At 56.0% G+C, this 17,397-nt stretch carries 15 protein-coding genes and 1 other RNA gene; 5 read left to right on the forward strand and 11 right to left on the reverse strand.

Annotated features, from left to right (window positions below; all coding sequences use genetic code 11):
- The first annotated feature begins 59 nt into the window (after positions 1-59).
- Positions 60-1,499: a 6-phospho-beta-glucosidase gene (locus AC6I77_RS15675; protein WP_003852873.1), complete on the forward strand. Its 1,440-nt coding sequence runs from the start codon at positions 60-62 to the stop codon at positions 1,497-1,499.
- 30 nt (positions 1,500-1,529) lie between these two features.
- Here the strand turns inward: AC6I77_RS15675 and AC6I77_RS15680 are convergent, their stop codons facing one another.
- The 8 genes from AC6I77_RS15680 to AC6I77_RS15715 all read right to left on the reverse strand — a co-directional run bounded on the left by AC6I77_RS15680 (position 1,530) and on the right by AC6I77_RS15715 (position 11,572).
- Positions 1,530-2,273: an SDR family oxidoreductase gene (locus AC6I77_RS15680; RefSeq protein ID WP_039660739.1), complete on the reverse strand. Its 744-nt coding sequence runs from the start codon at positions 2,271-2,273 to the stop codon at positions 1,530-1,532.
- Positions 2,274-2,339: 66 nt separating this feature from the next.
- Complete coding sequence (gene gcvP / locus AC6I77_RS15685) at positions 2,340-5,213, reverse strand: aminomethyl-transferring glycine dehydrogenase (protein WP_003852869.1); 2,874 nt, start codon at positions 5,211-5,213, stop codon at positions 2,340-2,342.
- Between the two features lie 80 nt (positions 5,214-5,293).
- Positions 5,294-5,680, reverse strand: a complete 387-nt coding sequence (gcvH, locus tag AC6I77_RS15690; protein ID WP_003852867.1) for a glycine cleavage system protein GcvH — start codon at positions 5,678-5,680, stop codon at positions 5,294-5,296.
- 23 nt (positions 5,681-5,703) lie between these two features.
- Entirely contained in the window at positions 5,704-6,801 is a 1,098-nt protein-coding gene (gene gcvT, locus AC6I77_RS15695) for a glycine cleavage system aminomethyltransferase GcvT (protein WP_039660737.1), read from the reverse strand.
- 432 nt (positions 6,802-7,233) lie between these two features.
- The gene (gene ubiI / locus AC6I77_RS15700; protein WP_375151046.1) at positions 7,234-8,436 is read right to left on the reverse strand and encodes an FAD-dependent 2-octaprenylphenol hydroxylase; all 1,203 of its coding nucleotides are present in this window, start codon (positions 8,434-8,436) and stop codon (positions 7,234-7,236) included.
- A 13-nt stretch (positions 8,437-8,449) separates the two neighbouring features.
- A complete protein-coding gene (gene ubiH, locus AC6I77_RS15705) occupies positions 8,450-9,628 on the reverse strand; it encodes a 2-octaprenyl-6-methoxyphenyl hydroxylase (protein WP_039660734.1) in 1,179 nt (392 codons plus the stop codon).
- A complete protein-coding gene (gene pepP, locus AC6I77_RS15710) occupies positions 9,625-10,947 on the reverse strand; it encodes a Xaa-Pro aminopeptidase (protein ID WP_497817136.1) in 1,323 nt (440 codons plus the stop codon). The genes ubiH and pepP overlap by 4 nt, the downstream gene beginning before the upstream one ends.
- 46 nt (positions 10,948-10,993) lie before the next feature.
- Entirely contained in the window at positions 10,994-11,572 is a 579-nt protein-coding gene (locus AC6I77_RS15715) for a YecA/YgfB family protein (RefSeq protein WP_003852855.1), read from the reverse strand.
- Between the two features lie 170 nt (positions 11,573-11,742).
- Between AC6I77_RS15715 and zapA the strand changes: the two genes are divergently transcribed.
- From zapA to AC6I77_RS15730, 3 genes are all read left to right on the forward strand, one after another.
- A complete protein-coding gene (gene zapA / locus AC6I77_RS15720; RefSeq protein WP_008925677.1) occupies positions 11,743-12,072 on the forward strand; it encodes a cell division protein ZapA in 330 nt (109 codons plus the stop codon).
- A gap of 39 nt (positions 12,073-12,111) precedes the next feature.
- A non-coding RNA gene (gene ssrS, locus AC6I77_RS15725) (6S RNA) lies at positions 12,112-12,294 on the forward strand.
- 92 nt (positions 12,295-12,386) lie between these two features.
- Complete coding sequence (locus AC6I77_RS15730) at positions 12,387-12,980, forward strand: 5-formyltetrahydrofolate cyclo-ligase (RefSeq protein WP_033743153.1); 594 nt, start codon at positions 12,387-12,389, stop codon at positions 12,978-12,980.
- Between the two features lie 256 nt (positions 12,981-13,236).
- Here AC6I77_RS15730 and serA read toward each other — a convergent pair whose 3' ends face one another.
- Both serA and rpiA read right to left on the reverse strand, forming a co-directional pair.
- On the reverse strand, positions 13,237-14,475 hold the full coding sequence (gene serA / locus AC6I77_RS15735; protein WP_003852850.1) for a phosphoglycerate dehydrogenase: 1,239 nt from the start codon (positions 14,473-14,475) through the stop codon (positions 13,237-13,239).
- A 279-nt stretch (positions 14,476-14,754) separates the two neighbouring features.
- The gene (rpiA, locus tag AC6I77_RS15740) at positions 14,755-15,414 is read right to left on the reverse strand and encodes a ribose-5-phosphate isomerase RpiA (protein ID WP_003852846.1); all 660 of its coding nucleotides are present in this window, start codon (positions 15,412-15,414) and stop codon (positions 14,755-14,757) included.
- A 181-nt stretch (positions 15,415-15,595) separates the two neighbouring features.
- Between rpiA and AC6I77_RS15745 the strand changes: the two genes are divergently transcribed.
- A complete protein-coding gene (locus AC6I77_RS15745) occupies positions 15,596-16,501 on the forward strand; it encodes a LysR family transcriptional regulator ArgP (protein WP_008925678.1) in 906 nt (301 codons plus the stop codon).
- Between the two features lie 30 nt (positions 16,502-16,531).
- Here the strand turns inward: AC6I77_RS15745 and AC6I77_RS15750 are convergent, their stop codons facing one another.
- Positions 16,532-17,257, reverse strand: a complete 726-nt coding sequence (locus AC6I77_RS15750; protein ID WP_003852844.1) for an oxidative stress defense protein — start codon at positions 17,255-17,257, stop codon at positions 16,532-16,534.
- Positions 17,258-17,397 lie beyond the last annotated feature (140 nt).

A 17,397-nucleotide genomic window follows, 5' to 3' on the forward strand; every position in this document is an offset into this window, starting at 1 on the left:
ACTTTCAATATTGCCTTGCTACACTCAGCTCAATTTCAATATCCGTAATGGAGTAAAGCATGAGTGCAGAATTGCAGTTACCAAAAGGCTTTCTTTGGGGCGGTGCGGTCGCGGCGCATCAGGTTGAAGGTGGCTGGGATCAGGGCGGCAAAGGCGTCAGCATTGCTGACGTGCTGACCGGCGGTTCACACGGCGTTGACCGCGTGATCACCGACGGCGTACAGCCTGGTCATTTCTACCCGAACCACAAAGGCGTGGAGTTTTATTCTCATTATAAACAGGATATCGCGCTGTTTGCCGAGATGGGCTTTAAATGCTTCCGCACCTCCATTGCCTGGACCCGCATCTTCCCCAATGGAGATGAGCAGCAGCCTAATGAAGCGGGCCTGCAATTCTATGACGATCTGTTTGATGAACTGCTGAAGTATGGCATTGAACCGGTCATCACGCTTTCGCACTTCGAAATGCCTTATCACCTGGTCAAAGAGTATGGCGGCTGGCACAACCGCAAAGTGGTCGACTTCTTTGTGCGCTTCAGCGAAGTGGTGCTGAACCGCTATAAGAACAAAGTGAAATACTGGATGACCTTTAACGAGATCAACAACCAGCGCAACTGGCAGTATCCGCTGTTTGGTTACTGCTGTTCAGGTGTGATCTTTACCGAGCATGAGAAACCTGAACAGGCAATGTATCAGGTCATGCACCACCAGTTTGTTGCCAGCGCTAAAGTGGTGAAGCTCGGTCACGACATCAATCCTGACTTCCAGATTGGCTGCATGATCGCCATGGTCCCTGTCTACCCGTTCTCCTGCCACCCGGACGATGTGGTGCTGGCGCAGGAGTCGATGCATCAGCGCTATGTGTTCAGTGACGTGCAGATGCGTGGCTACTATCCGGCCTACACGCTCAGGGAGTGGGCACGTAAAGGTTATGACATTCAGATGGAAGCGGACGATGCTGAGACGCTGCGCCAGGGCTGTGCAGACTATGTCGGTTTCAGCTACTACATGAGCAACGCCGTGAAGAGCGATGCCAGCGGCGTTGACGATCCCATCACCGGCTTTGAAGGTGTGGTGAAAAACCCGCATGTGAAAGCGTCAGACTGGGGCTGGCAGATCGATCCGGTCGGCCTGCGTTATGCCATGAACGAGATGTATGAGCGTTACCAGAAGCCGCTGTTTATTGTCGAAAACGGCTTTGGTGCGATCGATAAGCCCGGCGCTGACGGCCTGATTGAAGATGATTACCGCATCGACTACCTGCGTGCGCACATCGAAGAGATGAAGAAAGCCGTAGCGTATGATGGTGTGGATTTAATGGGCTACACACCATGGGGTTGCCTGGATTGTGTCTCTTTTACCACCGGCCAGTACGATAAGCGCTACGGCTTTATTCATGTGAATAAAAACGATGATGGCAGCGGCGACTTTTCTCGTGCGAAGAAGAAAAGCTTCAGCTGGTATCAGCAGGTTATCGCCAGCAACGGCGAAAACCTCTGATTCCTGAAGCCGCATAAGCTACGAAGTGAGTTAACGACCACCGGCAGCGTCAATGATGCTGCCGGTGACGTATGAGGCCGCATCGCTGGCCAGCCAGACAATCGCTTCCGCTACCTCTTCTGCCTCACCGCCGCGCCCCATCGGAATCGCGCTGGCAAGTCTGTCTACCCTGCCCGGCTCTCCACCATCGGCATGCATCTCTGTATAGATAAATCCCGGACGTACGCCATTGACCCGAATCCCCTGCTGCGCCACTTCCAGCGACAATCCTTTGGTCAGCGTATCCATCGCCCCTTTTGAGGCGGCGTAATCTACATATTCGCCAGGCGCACCGGTACGCGATGCGGCCGACGAGACGTTTACAATCGCGCCGCCCTGACCGCCGTGATGCGTGCCCATCCGCTTAACCGCCTCACGACAGCAGAGAAAGGATCCGATGACGTTGGTCGCAAAGACCTTTTGCAGTCGCGCCGCCTCAAGCTGTTCGGTGCGGCATTGCTGAAACAGAATCCCGGCGTTGTTCACCAGCAACGCCAGCGGCATAGAGTGCTTGTCGAGCTGCGCAAACATCGCCATCACCTGCGCTTCATCACTGATATCCGCCTGAACCGCAAAGGCTTCACCGCCCTGCTGCTGGATCTGTGCCACCAGCTGTTGCGCTTCGGCCTCGCGCTGACGATAGTTCACTGCAACCCGATAACCCCGGGCTGCCAGTAACAGTGACGTGGCCCGCCCGATACCGCGGCTGCCACCCGTAACCAGTGCCAGTTTCATGCTGATTCTCCATAACAAAGGGCCGACGAATCGGCCCCTGATGATTAACGCTTGCCCGTAGGGAGATTACTGATAATCGCTCATCGGCACGCAGGAGCAGAACAGATTGCGGTCGCCAAACACATCATCCAGACGTTTTACGGTCGGCCAGTATTTGTTATGGCTGCCTGCCGGGAAGACCGCCAGTTCACGGCTGTAAGGATGTGACCACTCACTGACGATTTCCAGCTGGGTATGCGGCGCATTAACCAGTGGGTTATCGTCCAGCGGCCATTCCCCTGCCGCCACCCGGTCAATTTCCATACGGATCGCCAGCATTGCGTCAATAAAGCGATCCAGTTCGATTTTACTCTCTGACTCGGTCGGCTCCACCATCAGCGTGCCCGCCACGGGGAAGGACATGGTCGGCGCGTGGAATCCATAATCGATCAGGCGCTTAGCAATATCCAGCTCACTGATGCCGGTCTGCTCTTTCAGCGGACGGATGTCGAGAATACATTCGTGCGCCACACGGCCATCGCGGCCGGTATAGAGCACCGGATAAGCAGACTGCAGGCGGCTGGCAATATAGTTAGCATTCAGAATCGCGACCGAACTGGCCTGTTTCAGCCCTTCGGCTCCCATCATGCGAATGTACATCCAGCTGATCGGCAGAATAGAGGCGCTACCAAACGGCGCTGCGGAGACCGCGCCCTGCTGCGTCAGCACACCGTCGATCTGCACCACGCTGTGTCCCGGAACAAACGGAGCCAGGTGCGCTTTCACGCCAATCGGTCCCATACCCGGACCGCCGCCGCCGTGCGGAATGCAGAAGGTTTTGTGCAGATTGAGGTGCGAGACATCTGCGCCGATGTAGCCTGGCGTGGTGATGCCGACCTGCGCATTCATGTTCGCGCCATCCAGATACACCTGACCGCCATACTGATGCACGATCTGGCACACTTCACGGATGGTCTCTTCATAGACACCGTGTGTGGAGGGATAAGTCACCATGATGCAGGAAAGTTTGTCGCCCGCCTGCGCCGCCTTTTCACGCAGGTCGCCAAGGTCGATGTTGCCCTGTTTGTCGCACGCGACCACGACCACATCCATACCCGCCATCTGGGCTGAGGCCGGGTTCGTACCGTGTGCCGAACTCGGGATCAGACAGAGATGACGATCGCCCTCGCCGCGACTTTCGTGATAGCGGCGGATCGCCAGCAGCCCGGCATATTCCCCCTGCGCGCCAGAGTTAGGCTGCATGCAGAGTGCATCATAGCCGGTGAGCTGCACCAGCCACTGCGACAACTGGCCGATCATCTGCAGATAGCCGGTAGCCTGTTCAGCCGGGCAGAATGGATGCAGCTCAGCAAACTCCGGCCAGGTGATCGGGATCATCTCAGCGGCAGCGTTGAGCTTCATGGTGCAGGATCCGAGCGGGATCATCGCCTGATTCAGCGCCAGATCCTTTTTCTCCAGGCTGTGCATATAGCGCATCATCTCGGTTTCGCTGTGATGACGGTTGAACACCGGATGGGTCAGGATCTCGCTGTGACGCTGCAGGCCCGCAGGAATCGCGTGGCTTTCACTGGCGACTTCGCTGTCGAGTTTTTCCAGATCCTGGCCATGTTCATCACCCAGCAGAATAGCAAACAGCGCCAGAATATCTTCGCGGCAGGTGGTTTCATCCAGCGTGATGCCAACGGCATTATGGATGTCGCTGCGCAGGTTAACGCCAAAGCTCAAAGCGCGGTTCAGCACAGCGGCTTTATCCGCCACTTCCACCGTCAGCGTATCGAACCAGTGCTGATGGCGCAGTTTCAGGCCGCCCTGCTGCAGTCCGGCTGCCAGGATGCTGGTGAAGCGGTGAATGCGTGAGGCAATACGTTTCAGACCAGCCGGGCCGTGGAAAACTGCATAGAGACCCGCAATGTTTGCCAGCAGTACCTGCGACGTACAGATGTTGGAATTAGCCTTTTCACGACGGATATGTTGTTCACGGGTCTGCATCGCCATGCGCAGTGCTGTGTTACCTGCGGCATCACGTGACACACCGATGATGCGGCCTGGCATAGAGCGTTTATGCTCGTCGCGGCTGGCGAAGAAGGCAGCGTGCGGACCGCCGTAACCCATCGGCACGCCGAAGCGCTGAGCGGAACCAAAGACAATATCTGCGCCCTGCCTGCCTGGCGCTTCCAGTAACACCAGCGACATAAAGTCTGCCGCCACGCTTACCACGACTTTGCGTGCTTTCAGCCCGGCAATCAGCGCGCTGTAATCGTGCGCGTTGCCCGTCGTTCCCACCTGTTGCAGCAGCACACCAAACAGGTCGTCGTGATCCGCTGCCTTGTCGGCGCTGTCGATGATCAGTTCAAAACCGAACGTCTCTGCACGAGTCCGGACCACATCCAGCGTCTGCGGATGAATATCGTCGGCAATGAAGAATTTATTGGCGTTTTTGAGCTTGCTGACGCGTTTTGCCATCGCCATCGCTTCGGCTGCAGCCGTGGCTTCATCCAGCAAAGAGGCGGACGCAATATCCATGCCGGTAAGATCCAGCGTCAGCTGCTGGAAGTTCAGCAGTGCTTCCAGGCGGCCCTGCGAGACTTCAGGCTGATACGGGGTATAGGCAGTGTACCAGCCCGGATTTTCCAGCATATTACGCAGGATAACCGGCGGAGTGATGACCGCGCTGTATCCCATACCAATCCAGGATTTGTAACGCAGATTCTGACTGGCAATGGCTTTCAGTTCGGCCAGCGCCTGCTGTTCAGTCGCGGCTTCGCCAACGGCGGGTGGACCCGGCAGCTGAATGTCTGCCGGCACAATCGTGCTGATTAACGCGTCCAGCGAACGGGCACCAATCGCGTCAAGCATCTGCGCCTGCTGCTCAGGTGAAGGACCGATATGGCGCTCAATGAATGCACCGTTGTGTTCAAGCTGGCTGAGAGTCTGAGTCATTAGCAGTAAATCCTGAATCGGGCTGGGGGAACCGGAGAGCAAACAGAAATCTGCGGCCTCTGTCTGAGGCCGCCTGACGATTACTCGTCGATGGAGGCTTTATAAGCATCCGCATCCAGCAGCGTGTCGATTTCAGACGCGTCACTGGCTTTGATTTTAAATAACCAGCCGCCGTCATAAGGCTCGCTGTTGACCTGCTCCGGTGAGTCAGTCAGGGCATCGTTGACCGCCACAATCTCACCGCTAATTGGCGCATAGATATCTGACGCCGCTTTAACGGACTCTGCCACCGCGCACTCTTCACCGGCGGCAAACGTCGCGCCCACTTCAGGCAGATCGACAAATACCATGTCGCCCAGTAACTCCTGCGCATGTTCAGTAATACCCACGGTGTAGCTGCCATCGGCTTCTTTGCGCACCCATTCATGGCTGTCGCGGTACTTCAACGTATTCGGCACATTGCTCATTGGCCATTTCTCCTGAATAAAATTTACTGAGCGACCGGTTTACCGGCGCGGACAAAAACGGGACGGGTAACCTGGACGGGCATCTGGCGGTTACGGATCTCAACGATGGCGGTGCTGCCGACCGAGGCCGGTACGCGCGCCAGGGCGATGCTGCAACCCAGCGTCGGTGAGAAAGAACCACTGGTGATGATCCCCTCCTGTGGCTGCCCCTGGTCATCGGTGAAACGCACCGGCTGGCCGTTACGCAGCACCCCTTTTTCTGTGAGGATCAGCCCCACCAGCTTTTCTGTGCCGCGTTCACGCTGCAGTTCCAGCGCTTCCCGGCCTATGAAATCGCGGTCAGAAGGTTCCCAGCACACCGTCCAGCCCATGTTGGCGGCCAGCGGTGAAACGCCTTCGTCCATCTCCTGACCATAAAGATTCATTCCGGCTTCCAGGCGCAGTGTGTCGCGTGCGCCCAGTCCGGCAGGTTTTACGCCAGCTGCCAGCAGGCGCTGCCAGAAATCGGCTGCCTCACCGGCGGGCATCGCAATTTCATATCCTGCTTCGCCGGTGTAACCAGTGGTCGCGATAAACAGGTCACCTGACTGCACACCAAAAAACGGCTTCATGCCAGCCACAGCCTGACGCTGCTCCTCGCTGAACAGCGTCTGCGCTTTCTGCTGCGCCTGCGGACCCTGCACAGCAATCAGCGCCAGGTCATCGCGTTCCGTCAGCGTAATGCCATAACCCTGCGCATGTTGTGTGATCCAGGCGAGATCGTTTTCACGGGTTGCGGAGTTCACCACCAGCCGGAAGAACGATTCGCTCATAAAGTAAACAATCAAATCGTCAATGACGCCACCCGACGCATTCAGCATCCCGGTGTAAAGCGCTTTGCCTGGCTGCGTCAGTTTTGCCACATCATTCGCCAGCAGATAGCGCAGGAATTCGCGGGTACGCGGTCCTGTCAGGTCGACGATGGTCATGTGAGAGACATCAAACATCCCGGCGTCAGTGCGCACCACATGATGTTCATCCATCTGGGAGCCATAGTGCAATGGCATCATCCAGCCATGAAAATCCACCATGCGGGCACCGCAGGCCTGATGCTGTTCAAACAGAGGTGTTTGCTGAGTCATAACCATCCTGTGCAGAAGCGAGTGAGGGCAAAATTGCGCCGGAATTGAGTGCCGACGCAAACGTTCTCTTACGACTGACGTTACCACCGAATCTGACGATTAACCATAAGCAAACCGGGGTCGAACGCAGATGCACAGCCTAACCAGAAACAGCCTGTGACAGGATAAAAAACTGCAATTTTGTGATTAATCGCGCAATAAATGCAGGGACTTTAAATATACACAGCAAATTTATGCGGCAAGGCGTTCAGGATGTTAAAAAAATCCCGCTGACCGCGAAGAGATGAATGAGAAAAAGTAATGCGAAATTGCTAGCAAAATTAGAATAAATCAAACGAAGACCCGGACTGGTGCAGCATTGCCTTTTGGTGGTGCAGAGGGATTCAGACATAAAAAAAGCCAGCAGACGCTGGCTTATCAAAAGGCGAGAATTTAGCGAAGCCAGGCGGGCAAATCATTCAGGCCCATCGCCTGCTTCAGCATCATAGGTTTTACCCCTGGCAGACGATCAGCCAGTTTCAGACCGACGTCACGCAGCAGTTTTTTCGCCGGATTATTGCCAGCGAACATCTCCCGGAAGCCCTGCATGCCAGCCAGCATCATTGCGGCGCTGTGTTTACGGCTGCGCTCGTAGCGACGCAGATAGAGGTGCTGACCAATATCTTTGCCCTGCTGATGCAGGCGGCGAATCTCGCCAATCAACTCGGCGGCATCCATAAAGCCAAGGTTTACGCCCTGCCCCGCCAGCGGATGAATGGTGTGAGCCGCATCGCCCACCAGCGCCAGACGGTGTGCCGCAAAGTTGCGGGCATAGCGCGCTACCAGCGGGAACGATTTGCGCTCGCTTTCCAGCTGACACAGGCCGAGGCGCATATCAAACGCCACTGAGAGCTGCTGATTGAACAGCGCTTCCGGCATGGTTTCCAGACGGCTCGCTTCCTGTGGCGAGAGCGACCAGACGATGGAGCTCAGATGCGGATCCTGCATCGGCAGGAAAGCCAGAATACCGTCGCCGTGGAACACCTGGCGGGCCACCGCGTCGTGCGGCTTCTCAGTGCGGACGTTAGCCACTAACGCACGGTGATCGTAATCCCAGAAAGTCAGCGGAATATCGGCTTTGTTGCGCAGCCAGGAGTTAGCACCGTCAGCGGCAATCAGTAATCGCGCGCTTAACATACTGCCATCCTGCAGCGTAACAAAGGCTTCGTTGTCACCAAATGCCACCTGCTGTAACTGCGAAGGTGCCATTATCGTCACGTCGCTGCAGGCGCTGGCACGTTGCCAGAGCGCAGTGTGAATCACCGGGTTTTCGACGATATGGCCCAGATGTGACAAGCCCTGCTGCTCATCATCAAAAGCGATGGAGCCGAAGCTGTCCTTATCCCACACTTCCATGCCGTGATATGCGCGGCAGCGCAGCGAAAGAATGGTCGACCAGACATCCAGCTTCTGCAGCAGCCGTTCGCTGGCGGCGTTTATCGCCGACACGCGAATCGACGGTGACGCACTCAGCGCCAGCGGTGGCTCCGGCGATTTTTCCAGCACGGCGATGCGCAGTCCGCTGCCCTGCAAGCCGCAGGCCACCGCCAGCCCCACCATACCGCCACCGGCGATCACCACATCAAAACTTTGCATCTGAGCCTCTTTATTAACGCTTAACCCAGCCAAGCGTACGCTCAGCCAGTTGATTTCGTAGCCACGGCAGATGATCCATTGCCAGCAGGCCCAGGTTACGTCCTGCCACCAGTGGACCATACTGGTTTGCAAAAACGCGCACCAGTCCGTCGGTGATGCCGATAGTGGCGGCGCGATCGGGCTGACGACGCTGCTGATAATGATGCAGCACGGCATAGCTGCCGGGATCCTGCTGATGACGATGGGCGGCTGCCAGCGTTTCAGCCAGCGACATCACATCGCGCAGGCCAAGATTGAAACCCTGCCCGGCAATGGGATGCAGCGTCTGTGCAGCATTACCCACCACCGCCACACGGTGCGTCACCGGCGACATCGCCCGGTGTAGCGCCAGCGGGTAGTATTCTCGCTGACCCGTGTGAGTGAATTTGCCCAGTCGCCAGCCAAAGGCACGCTGCAGCTGACTCAGGAATTCAGCCTCGCTCCACTGCTCAATGCGTTCGCGCTGCGAAAGCGGATGACACCAGACCAGCGAGAGACGGTTGCCAGACATCGGCAGTAGCGCCAGCGGGCCATGCTCGGTGAAACGCTCGAAAGCGCGGCCCTGATGGGGCAGCGCAGTGGAGACATTGGCAATTACCGCGAGCTGCTGATAGTCGTCTCTTTGCCACTGAATACCGCACGAGGCGGCCAGGGCAGAGCGCGTGCCATCCGCGGCCACCAGCAGCTTGCCGCTGAGTTGTTCGCCACTGTCCAGTGTCACCTCAACCTGCTGGTCGCTTCGGTGAGCCTGGGTAACGCGTGCAGGACAGCGCAGCGTCACGCCTGGCGCTTTTTTCAGTTCCGCAAACAGCCGCTGACCGACATCAAACAGCTCGACAACCTGCCCCAGCGCCGGAATGTCATAATCAGCCGCCGCCAGTGACACAAAGCCCGCGTGACCGCGATCGGAGACATGGATATGGGTAATCGGCGTGGCACAACTGGCAATGCGCTGCCACAGGTTGATATCCGCCAGTTGCTGGCAGGTTCCGGCCGCGAGGGCAATCGCGCGGCCGTCAAAACCGGGATGCGCCCGGCTGCCTGGCTCGCTGCTTTCAATCAGCGTCACCGGCAGTGTGCCCTGGGTGAGATGGGAGATCGCCAGCGCCAGCGTCGCCCCGGTCATGCCGCCTCCGGCAATCAGAATTGTCATGCCTGTTTTGCCGCCGCCATCAGTGCTTCAATCTCATCGGCTTCTTTCACGACGCTGTCGGTGAGATTCTCAATGCCCTCTTCCGTAATCACAATGTCATCTTCGATTCGGATGCCAATGCCGCGATATTGCGCGGGTACATCCGCATCCGGCCCGATATAGAGACCCGGCTCAACGGTTAACACCATGCCCGGCTCCAGAATCCGATCGCGACTCGGGGTGCCGTAGTGACCTACGTCGTGAACGTCCAGCCCCAGCCAGTGGCCCAGGCCATGCATATAGAACTGGCGATGTGCGTCTTCGGCGATCAGGGTATCGATGTCACCCTCCAGGATACCCAGCTCCACCAGACCGGTGATCATAATGCGCACCACTTCGTCATTCACTTCGCGAATGCTGACGCCAGGCCGGAACATCTCAAGCGATCGCTTCAGCGAAGCCAGAACGATGTCATAAATCGCGCGCTGCGCCGGGCTGAATCGGCCGTTAACCGGGAAGGTACGGGTGATATCACCGGCATAGCCGTGGAATTCACAGCCTGCATCGATCAGTACCAGATCGCCGTCGCGCATCTCACTTTCGTTTTCGGTGTAGTGCAGAATGCAGCCGTTCTCGCCGGCCCCCACAATGGTGTTATAGGAGGGATAACGCGCGCCGTGACGGGTAAATTCGTGATGGATCTCCCCTTCCAGCTGATACTCAAACATGCCCGGCTGACAGGTTTGCATCGCGCGAGTATGCGCCAGTGCACTGATTTTCCCGGCGCGGCGTAACAACTCAATTTCATCCGCATCTTTAAACAGGCGCATCTCATGCACCCATGGACGCCAGTCAGTGACGGTGGCTGGCGCGCTAAGATTCTGGCGGAAACCGCGACGCAGTTTATCCAGTGCGCTGAACACCAGAGTGTCTGCGTGAGCATATTCGCCCTGCGCATGGTAAATCACATCCAGGCCATTCAGCAGCAGGTGCAGCTGTTCACCAATAGCGGTCCAGGGTAAGGCACGATCCACGCCGAGTTTATCGGGCGCGGCCTCCTGACCCAATCGACGACCAGACCAGACTTCCGCTGCGGGGTCACGCACGCGGTTAAACAGCACGCTGTGGTTGTGATTTTCATCGCTTTTGATCAGCACCAGCAATGCCTGCGGCTCATTAAAGCCGGTGAAATAACTGAAGTCGCTGCTCTGGCGGAAGGGATATTCGGTGTCGTTACTGCGCGTCACTTCAGGCGCAGCAAAAATCAGCGCTGCGCTGCCAGGCGCCATCTTCGCCAGCAGCGCCTGACGACGCTGCAGGTATCGTTCCAGTGAAATCATCTCTGCACTCCCTGTAAACTGACCGGTTAAACGCGTTGACCTGAAATTAGTGTAGCGTCGGTTTTTGCACTTCTGGCGCGGTTGGCTGCGGACGAGTGAAGGTATCGTGGCACAGCAGTGCAGCGACACGCACATATTCAATCACCTCTTCCAGCGACTGCTCCAGTTCTTCCTGGTCTTCATCCTCTTCGTAACCGAGTTGGGCAATCGTACGCAAATCATCGATTGCTTCGCCGGTTTCGCCGGTGACTTTATCCAGTTTAGGCTGTGTTACGCCCAGACCGAGCAGAAAATGGTTAACCCAGCCTGCCAGCGCATCGGCACGGTCAAATACGGTGATGTCGTCGTCCGCAGGCAGCATGAGCTGAAACAGGAAACCCTCATCTTCCAGCGTAGTGGCCGTGTGCTCGTGCAGCGCCGCCAGCGGGACCGCAAGCGTGTGTGAAAACGCCATGCCTTCGTTAGCCAGATCGTGTACCAGCGTCTTCCAGCTGGTGTCCTGGTTACCGCCGCAGAGGATGCCGCTTAGCAGGCCATGCATTTCTGCAGGCGTCATACCAACACCCTGCTGTGAGAGCACTGCCGCGAGCGCGTTGTAATCGGGGGTTGCGTTCTGTAAGGACATAAGTTTTCATCGTCGTTGGCAGAATAAGTTCGTGTTATGCTACCACTAGCTGCCTCAAGGTTTCCAGAAAAGGGGTTGTATCTTATTTCGTGGGTCTATATAGTTGCCCGCCTCCCAAGCCATTGACAGCTAAGGGAGTTGCGAGCGAAGTAATCAGTCAGGAAGGTGGCATGTCTGCACAACCGGTAGATTTACAAATTTTTGGTCGTTCGTTGAGAGTGAATTGTCCGCCAGAGCAGCAAGATGCGCTCAATAGCGCGGCTGAAGATCTCAATCAACGGTTGCAAGATCTAAAAGTTCGCACTAGAGTCACCAATACAGAACAACTGGTGTTCATCGCCGCGTTAAACGTCTGCCACGAGCTGGCGCAAGAGAAAGTGAAAACGCGCGATTATGCTGCTAATATGGAACAGCGTATCCGTATGTTGCAGCAGACGATTGAACAGGCATTAGTTGAGCAAGGTCGCATCTCTGAGCGTGAGGGTGCGAAGTTCGAATAAAACTTCATGGTTGCTATACTAAAGTAACGGTGAGGTAAATTTTCTCTGAGATGTTTGCATGTGGGCCAGTCCCCTGAGCCGATATTTCGAAAAAACAGAATGTGACGCTCGTAACCTGTGTGCATGCTCGGTTCGTCCGAGAAGCCTGATGGTTATGACGGCATGTTCACCTTGAACCAAGGGTTCAAGGGTTACAGCCTACGGCGGCATCTCGGAGATCTCTCTTCCTGCAGTCCTGCTTTCATCCCCATACCGACATGTTATAGTCGCTGTTCAGCGACTTATCAGGCGGGGAAATCATGTCTGAATCTTCCATGTCATCACCTTCAATGATACAGCGTCAGGTTATCCGTCAGCAGGTACGCCATTTGCGCCGTGCAATGACTGAAGATCAGCAGGCCCAGGCGGCCGAACAGCTCGCTGAACTTGCCCTTAACTATGCGCCGATTACTCACGCGCGCAACATTGCCCTGTTCCTGTCAGTTGATGGTGAGCTGAATACCCGTCCGCTGATTGCCAGGCTCTGGCATCTGAAGAAAGCGGTCTATCTGCCCGTTTTGCATCCCTTCTCGCCCGGTCATTTACTGTTTCTGCGCTACACGCCCGATACCCCATTGCATATCAATAAACTACGTATTCCTGAACCGCCGCTGGATATCCGGCAGTTGATCACGCTTGATCAGCTGGATCTGATGATGGTGCCATTGGTTGCGTTTGATCAGCATGGGCAGCGTCTGGGCATGGGCGGCGGCTTCTACGATCGCACCCTGCAGAACTGGCGACAGCACGGCTTTTTGCCGGTTGGTCTGGCCCACGATTGTCAGCAGGTCGATAGCCTGCCGGTGGCAGAATGGGATGTACCTTTGCCGGCGGTAATGACGCCGTCAAAGCTCTGGCAGTGGGAGTAGAAGAGCCGCTGTTATGGGCTTTTTCAGACGGATCAGCACCCCGAATCAGGGCGAATTTTGCAACAATGAAATAGCACCACGCGAAGGGGACACGGTAAGAAGAGGAAAGCGGCCCCCGCGCGGGCCAGGCAGTCAGGAATGACGTGTTTGCGACTTTCCGATCTGACCGTTTTTCCTGAGCAGGCTCAGCCTCACAGCAGATCGTACCTGATAGCACGAAGTGGCGCTATTTAGCGCCACTTCGTGTCTGCATCGCTTAGTAAAGCAGACGGGCGCGGATAGTACCCGGAATCGCCTTCATCAGCTGCAGCGCGTTCTCGGCCACTTCTGGCTCGGCATCAATGTCGATAACCACATAGCCCATAAACGGCGAGGTTTGCAGATACTGGGCGGCGATGTTGATGCCCTGCTCTGCGAAGATCTGGTTGATGGCTGTCAGCACGCCTGGACGGTTCTCATGGATGTGCAGCAGACGACTGGCGCTGATACCGTGAATCGGCAGTGAGACTTCCGGGAAGTTAACAGCTGACAGCGTCGAGCCGTTATCGGAATATTTCGCCAGCTTGCCCGCCACTTCAATCCCGATGTTCTCCTGCGCTTCTTCCGTCGAACCGCCAATGTGCGGCGTCAGGATCACGTTGTCGAATTCGCTCAGTGGAGAGATAAACGGCTCGCTGTTGGTGGCGGGTTCTGTCGGGAAGACGTCGATGGCCGCGCCACCAACATGTTTACTGGCCAGCGCATCACACAGCGCCGGGATATCGACTACGGTACCGCGTGAGGCGTTAATCAGCAGCGCACCGGGCTTCATCTGCGCCAGCTGTTCTGCACCGATCATATCCTGTGTTGAGGCAGTTTCCGGCACGTGCAGGCTGACAACGTCGCTCATGTTGAGCAGATCGGCCAGATGGCGTACCTGGGTAGCATTCCCCAGCGGCAACTTGTTTTCAATGTCGTAGAAGAAAACATGCATGCCCAGGCTTTCTGCCAGCACGCCCAGCTGCATCCCGATATGACCATAACCGATGATACCCAGCTTTTTGCCACGTGCTTCAAATGAGCCTTTGGCAATCTTGTTCCAGATGCCACGGTGCGCTTTCGCGTTCGCTTCCGGGATGCCACGCAGCATCAGCAGCATCTCACCAATCACCAGCTCCGCAACCGAGCGGGTATTGGAGAACGGCGCGTTGAACACCGGAATACCCCGGCTGGCAGCAGCCTGCAGATCAACCTGGTTGGTGCCGATACAGAAACAGCCAACGGCGACGAGCTTTTCAGCCGCCGCAAAAATCTCTTCAGTGAGCTGGGAGCGGGAACGGATACCAATGAAGTGTGCATCGCGAATCGATGCTTTTAACGCGTCGGAGTCCAGCGCGCCCTTGTGGAATTCGATGTTGGTATAGCCTGCAGCCCGCAGGTTATCCAGCGCGCTCTGATGGACACCTTCCACCAGCAGGAACTTAATCTTATCTTTTTCCAGTGATACCTTTGCCATTTCCCAATCCTATTCAGCATTCAATGAGGACTACCATAAGCCAGCCTTCTGTCAAAATATCAAAAAAATCGCGTCCGGCAATACAAACGATTGCCCGGCAGCCAGCACGGCAGCGGCTGCCAGCAGTACATTGCCGGACAAAATCATGAGAGAGGCAAAGAAGAGAGAACGAACCCGCTGCCGATGACGCTTATGTGACATAAGTCACCAAATTTCACCAGTGTGAGAAAAGATGATTTTCAGGCAGAAATAACTGACGCCTTTACGGCGCCAGACAGATCATTTTTTGATAGTTTTGACCCCATCAGGTCCGCCAATCAGTGCAATATCGGCACCGCGCGCGGCAAAAAGGCCGACAGTGACGACGCCAGGCAACGCATTGATGGTTTTTTCCAGCTCAATCGGATCCAGGATACGCAGATTATGCACGTCGAGAATAATGTTACCGTTATCCGTTACCACGTTCTGACGATACTCCGGTAAGCCGCCCATTTTCACCAGCTGACGCGCCACATAACTGCGTGCCATCGGAATCACTTCAACCGGCAGCGGGAAGCGGCCCAGTACATCCACCTCTTTCGAGGCGTCAGCGATACAGATAAAGGTTTCAGCCACTGCAGCCACAATCTTTTCACGCGTCAGCGCCGCGCCGCCGCCTTTAATCATCTGCATCTGCGGGTTGATCTCATCCGCGCCATCGACGTAAACCGACAGCACATCAATCTCATTCAGGTCAAAAACCTGAATGCCCAGGCTTTTCAGCTTCTGGGTGGAGGCATCTGAGCTGGAGACGGCACCGTCGATCTGATGCCTGACCGTGGCAAGCGCATCGATAAAGTGGGCAGCGGTGGAGCCGGTGCCTACGCCGACAATGGTGCCCGGCTGCACGTAATCAAGTGCAGCCCAGCCAACGGCTTTTTTCAGTTCATCCTGGGTCATGGTATGTTTAAAACCTGTGCGACAACGAAGTGCGCGTAGTATAAAACAAGGCTTGCTGAAAATGCTCGGCTGACCGACGTGGATTTATCGCTTTGCAAGCCAGTCCACAAAAACAAGAGAACCATCACAGATAACAGTTTTGTGGCATAGTGACGTCCATCCTGAAGGAGAATGAATATTAATGAAACGCCCGGATTATCGAACGCTTCAGGCGCTGGATTCAGTGATCCGCGAACGCGGATTTGAGCGTGCCGCACAAAAATTGTGTATCACTCAGTCTGCAGTTTCACAGCGAATCAAGCAGCTGGAGAACCTGTTTGGTCAGCCGCTGCTGGTGCGCACTGTGCCGCCGCGCCCGACCGAACAGGGCCAAAAACTACTGGCGTTACTGCATCAGGTGGAATTGCTGGAAGAGGAGTGGCTGGGCGATGAGAACAGTGGCACCACGCCGCTGCTGCTGTCGCTGGCGGTCAACGCCGACAGTCTGGCGACCTGGTTGCTGCCTGCGCTAAAAGATGTGCTGGCTGACTCCCCCGTTCGCCTGAATCTGCAGGTTGAAGATGAAACACGCACTCAGGAGCGTCTGCGTCGGGGTGAAGTGGTGGGTGCGGTGAGTATTCAGCCGCAGCCGCTGCCGAGTTGCCTGGTGGATCAGCTGGGTGCGCTCGACTACCTGTTTGTGGCGTCACGCGACTTTGCTGAACGCTTCTTTCCAAACGGCGTTACCCGCTCTGCCCTGCTGAAAGCGCCTGCCGTGGCTTTTGATCATCTTGATGATATGCACCAGGCTTTCCTGCAGCAGAACTTTGACCTTTCACCTGGCAGTGTGCCCTGCCACATTGTGAACTCGTCTGAAGCCTTTGTGCAGATGGCCCGACAGGGATCGACCTGCTGTATGATTCCACATCTTCAGATTGAACGTGAGCTGGCGAGCGGTGAGTTAATCGATTTGACGCCGGGATTGTATCAGCGCCGGATGCTCTACTGGCATCGGTTTGCGCCTGAAAGCCGGTTAATGCGTCGGGTGACCGATGCGCTGATTGCGCATGGACATCGGGTGCTGCGTCAGAATGACGTCGCGGCCTGAAAACAAAAACGGGGCAAAAGCCCCGTTTTTTTATTGTGCCGCGTTGGGCTTAATCTCAAACACTACATCAACCTGATCGTCAAAGTTGATGCTCTGCTGGTCATAAGTCTCCTGCGCCGAGGTATCTGCCGCTGCCGCCGCTTTGTACATGCGGTTCATCGGCATTGGCTGATAGTTGGCGACCTGATAACGGATGCTGTAGATCGATCCCAGCTTCGCGTTAAAGCCTTCAGCCAGTTGCGATGCCTGCTGAGTGGCGTTTTTAATCGCCGCTTTACGCGCCTGCTCTTTATAGCTTTCCGGGTTTGCCACGCCTAACTCGACGCTACGCACCTCATTCAGACCGGATTTCAGTGCTCCGTCCAGCAGATCATTCAGCTTGTCCAGCTGACGCAGGGTGACCTGTACCTGACGCACAGCACGATAGCCTTTCAGTACGGATTTACCCTCTTTGGTGTAGTCATACTCTGGCTGCGTGCTCAGGTTAGCCGCATCGATATCTTTTTTCTCGATGCCATTCTTCTGCAGAAAATCGAAATATTGCGCAACCCGGCTATCTGCCTGTTTTTTCGCATCTGCGGCATCTTTCGATGACACGTTCACAACGATAGAGAGGGTCGCGATATCGGGACGAGCATCGACCGTTGCCTTGCCTGAGGTCACCACGTGCGGTCCGTTCGGTAACTCATCAGCGTGTACGCCAGGCAATGCCCCGGCGCTCATGATTGCGGCCAGAGCCAATGCTTTCAGTTTCATGAAAGTCCTCCTTGAAAAGGTCACTATGACGGCTTCCAACCGGCGAAGCCCAACAGCGCATCGGTATGCGCCATGCTTTGAGTGGTCATTATGCCAAAAGTTCGTCCGCAGCGCGGCAATTACCGCCCGGGATCGAGGCT

Source organism: Pantoea sp. X-Soil-ISGK-259 (genome assembly GCF_059730705.1).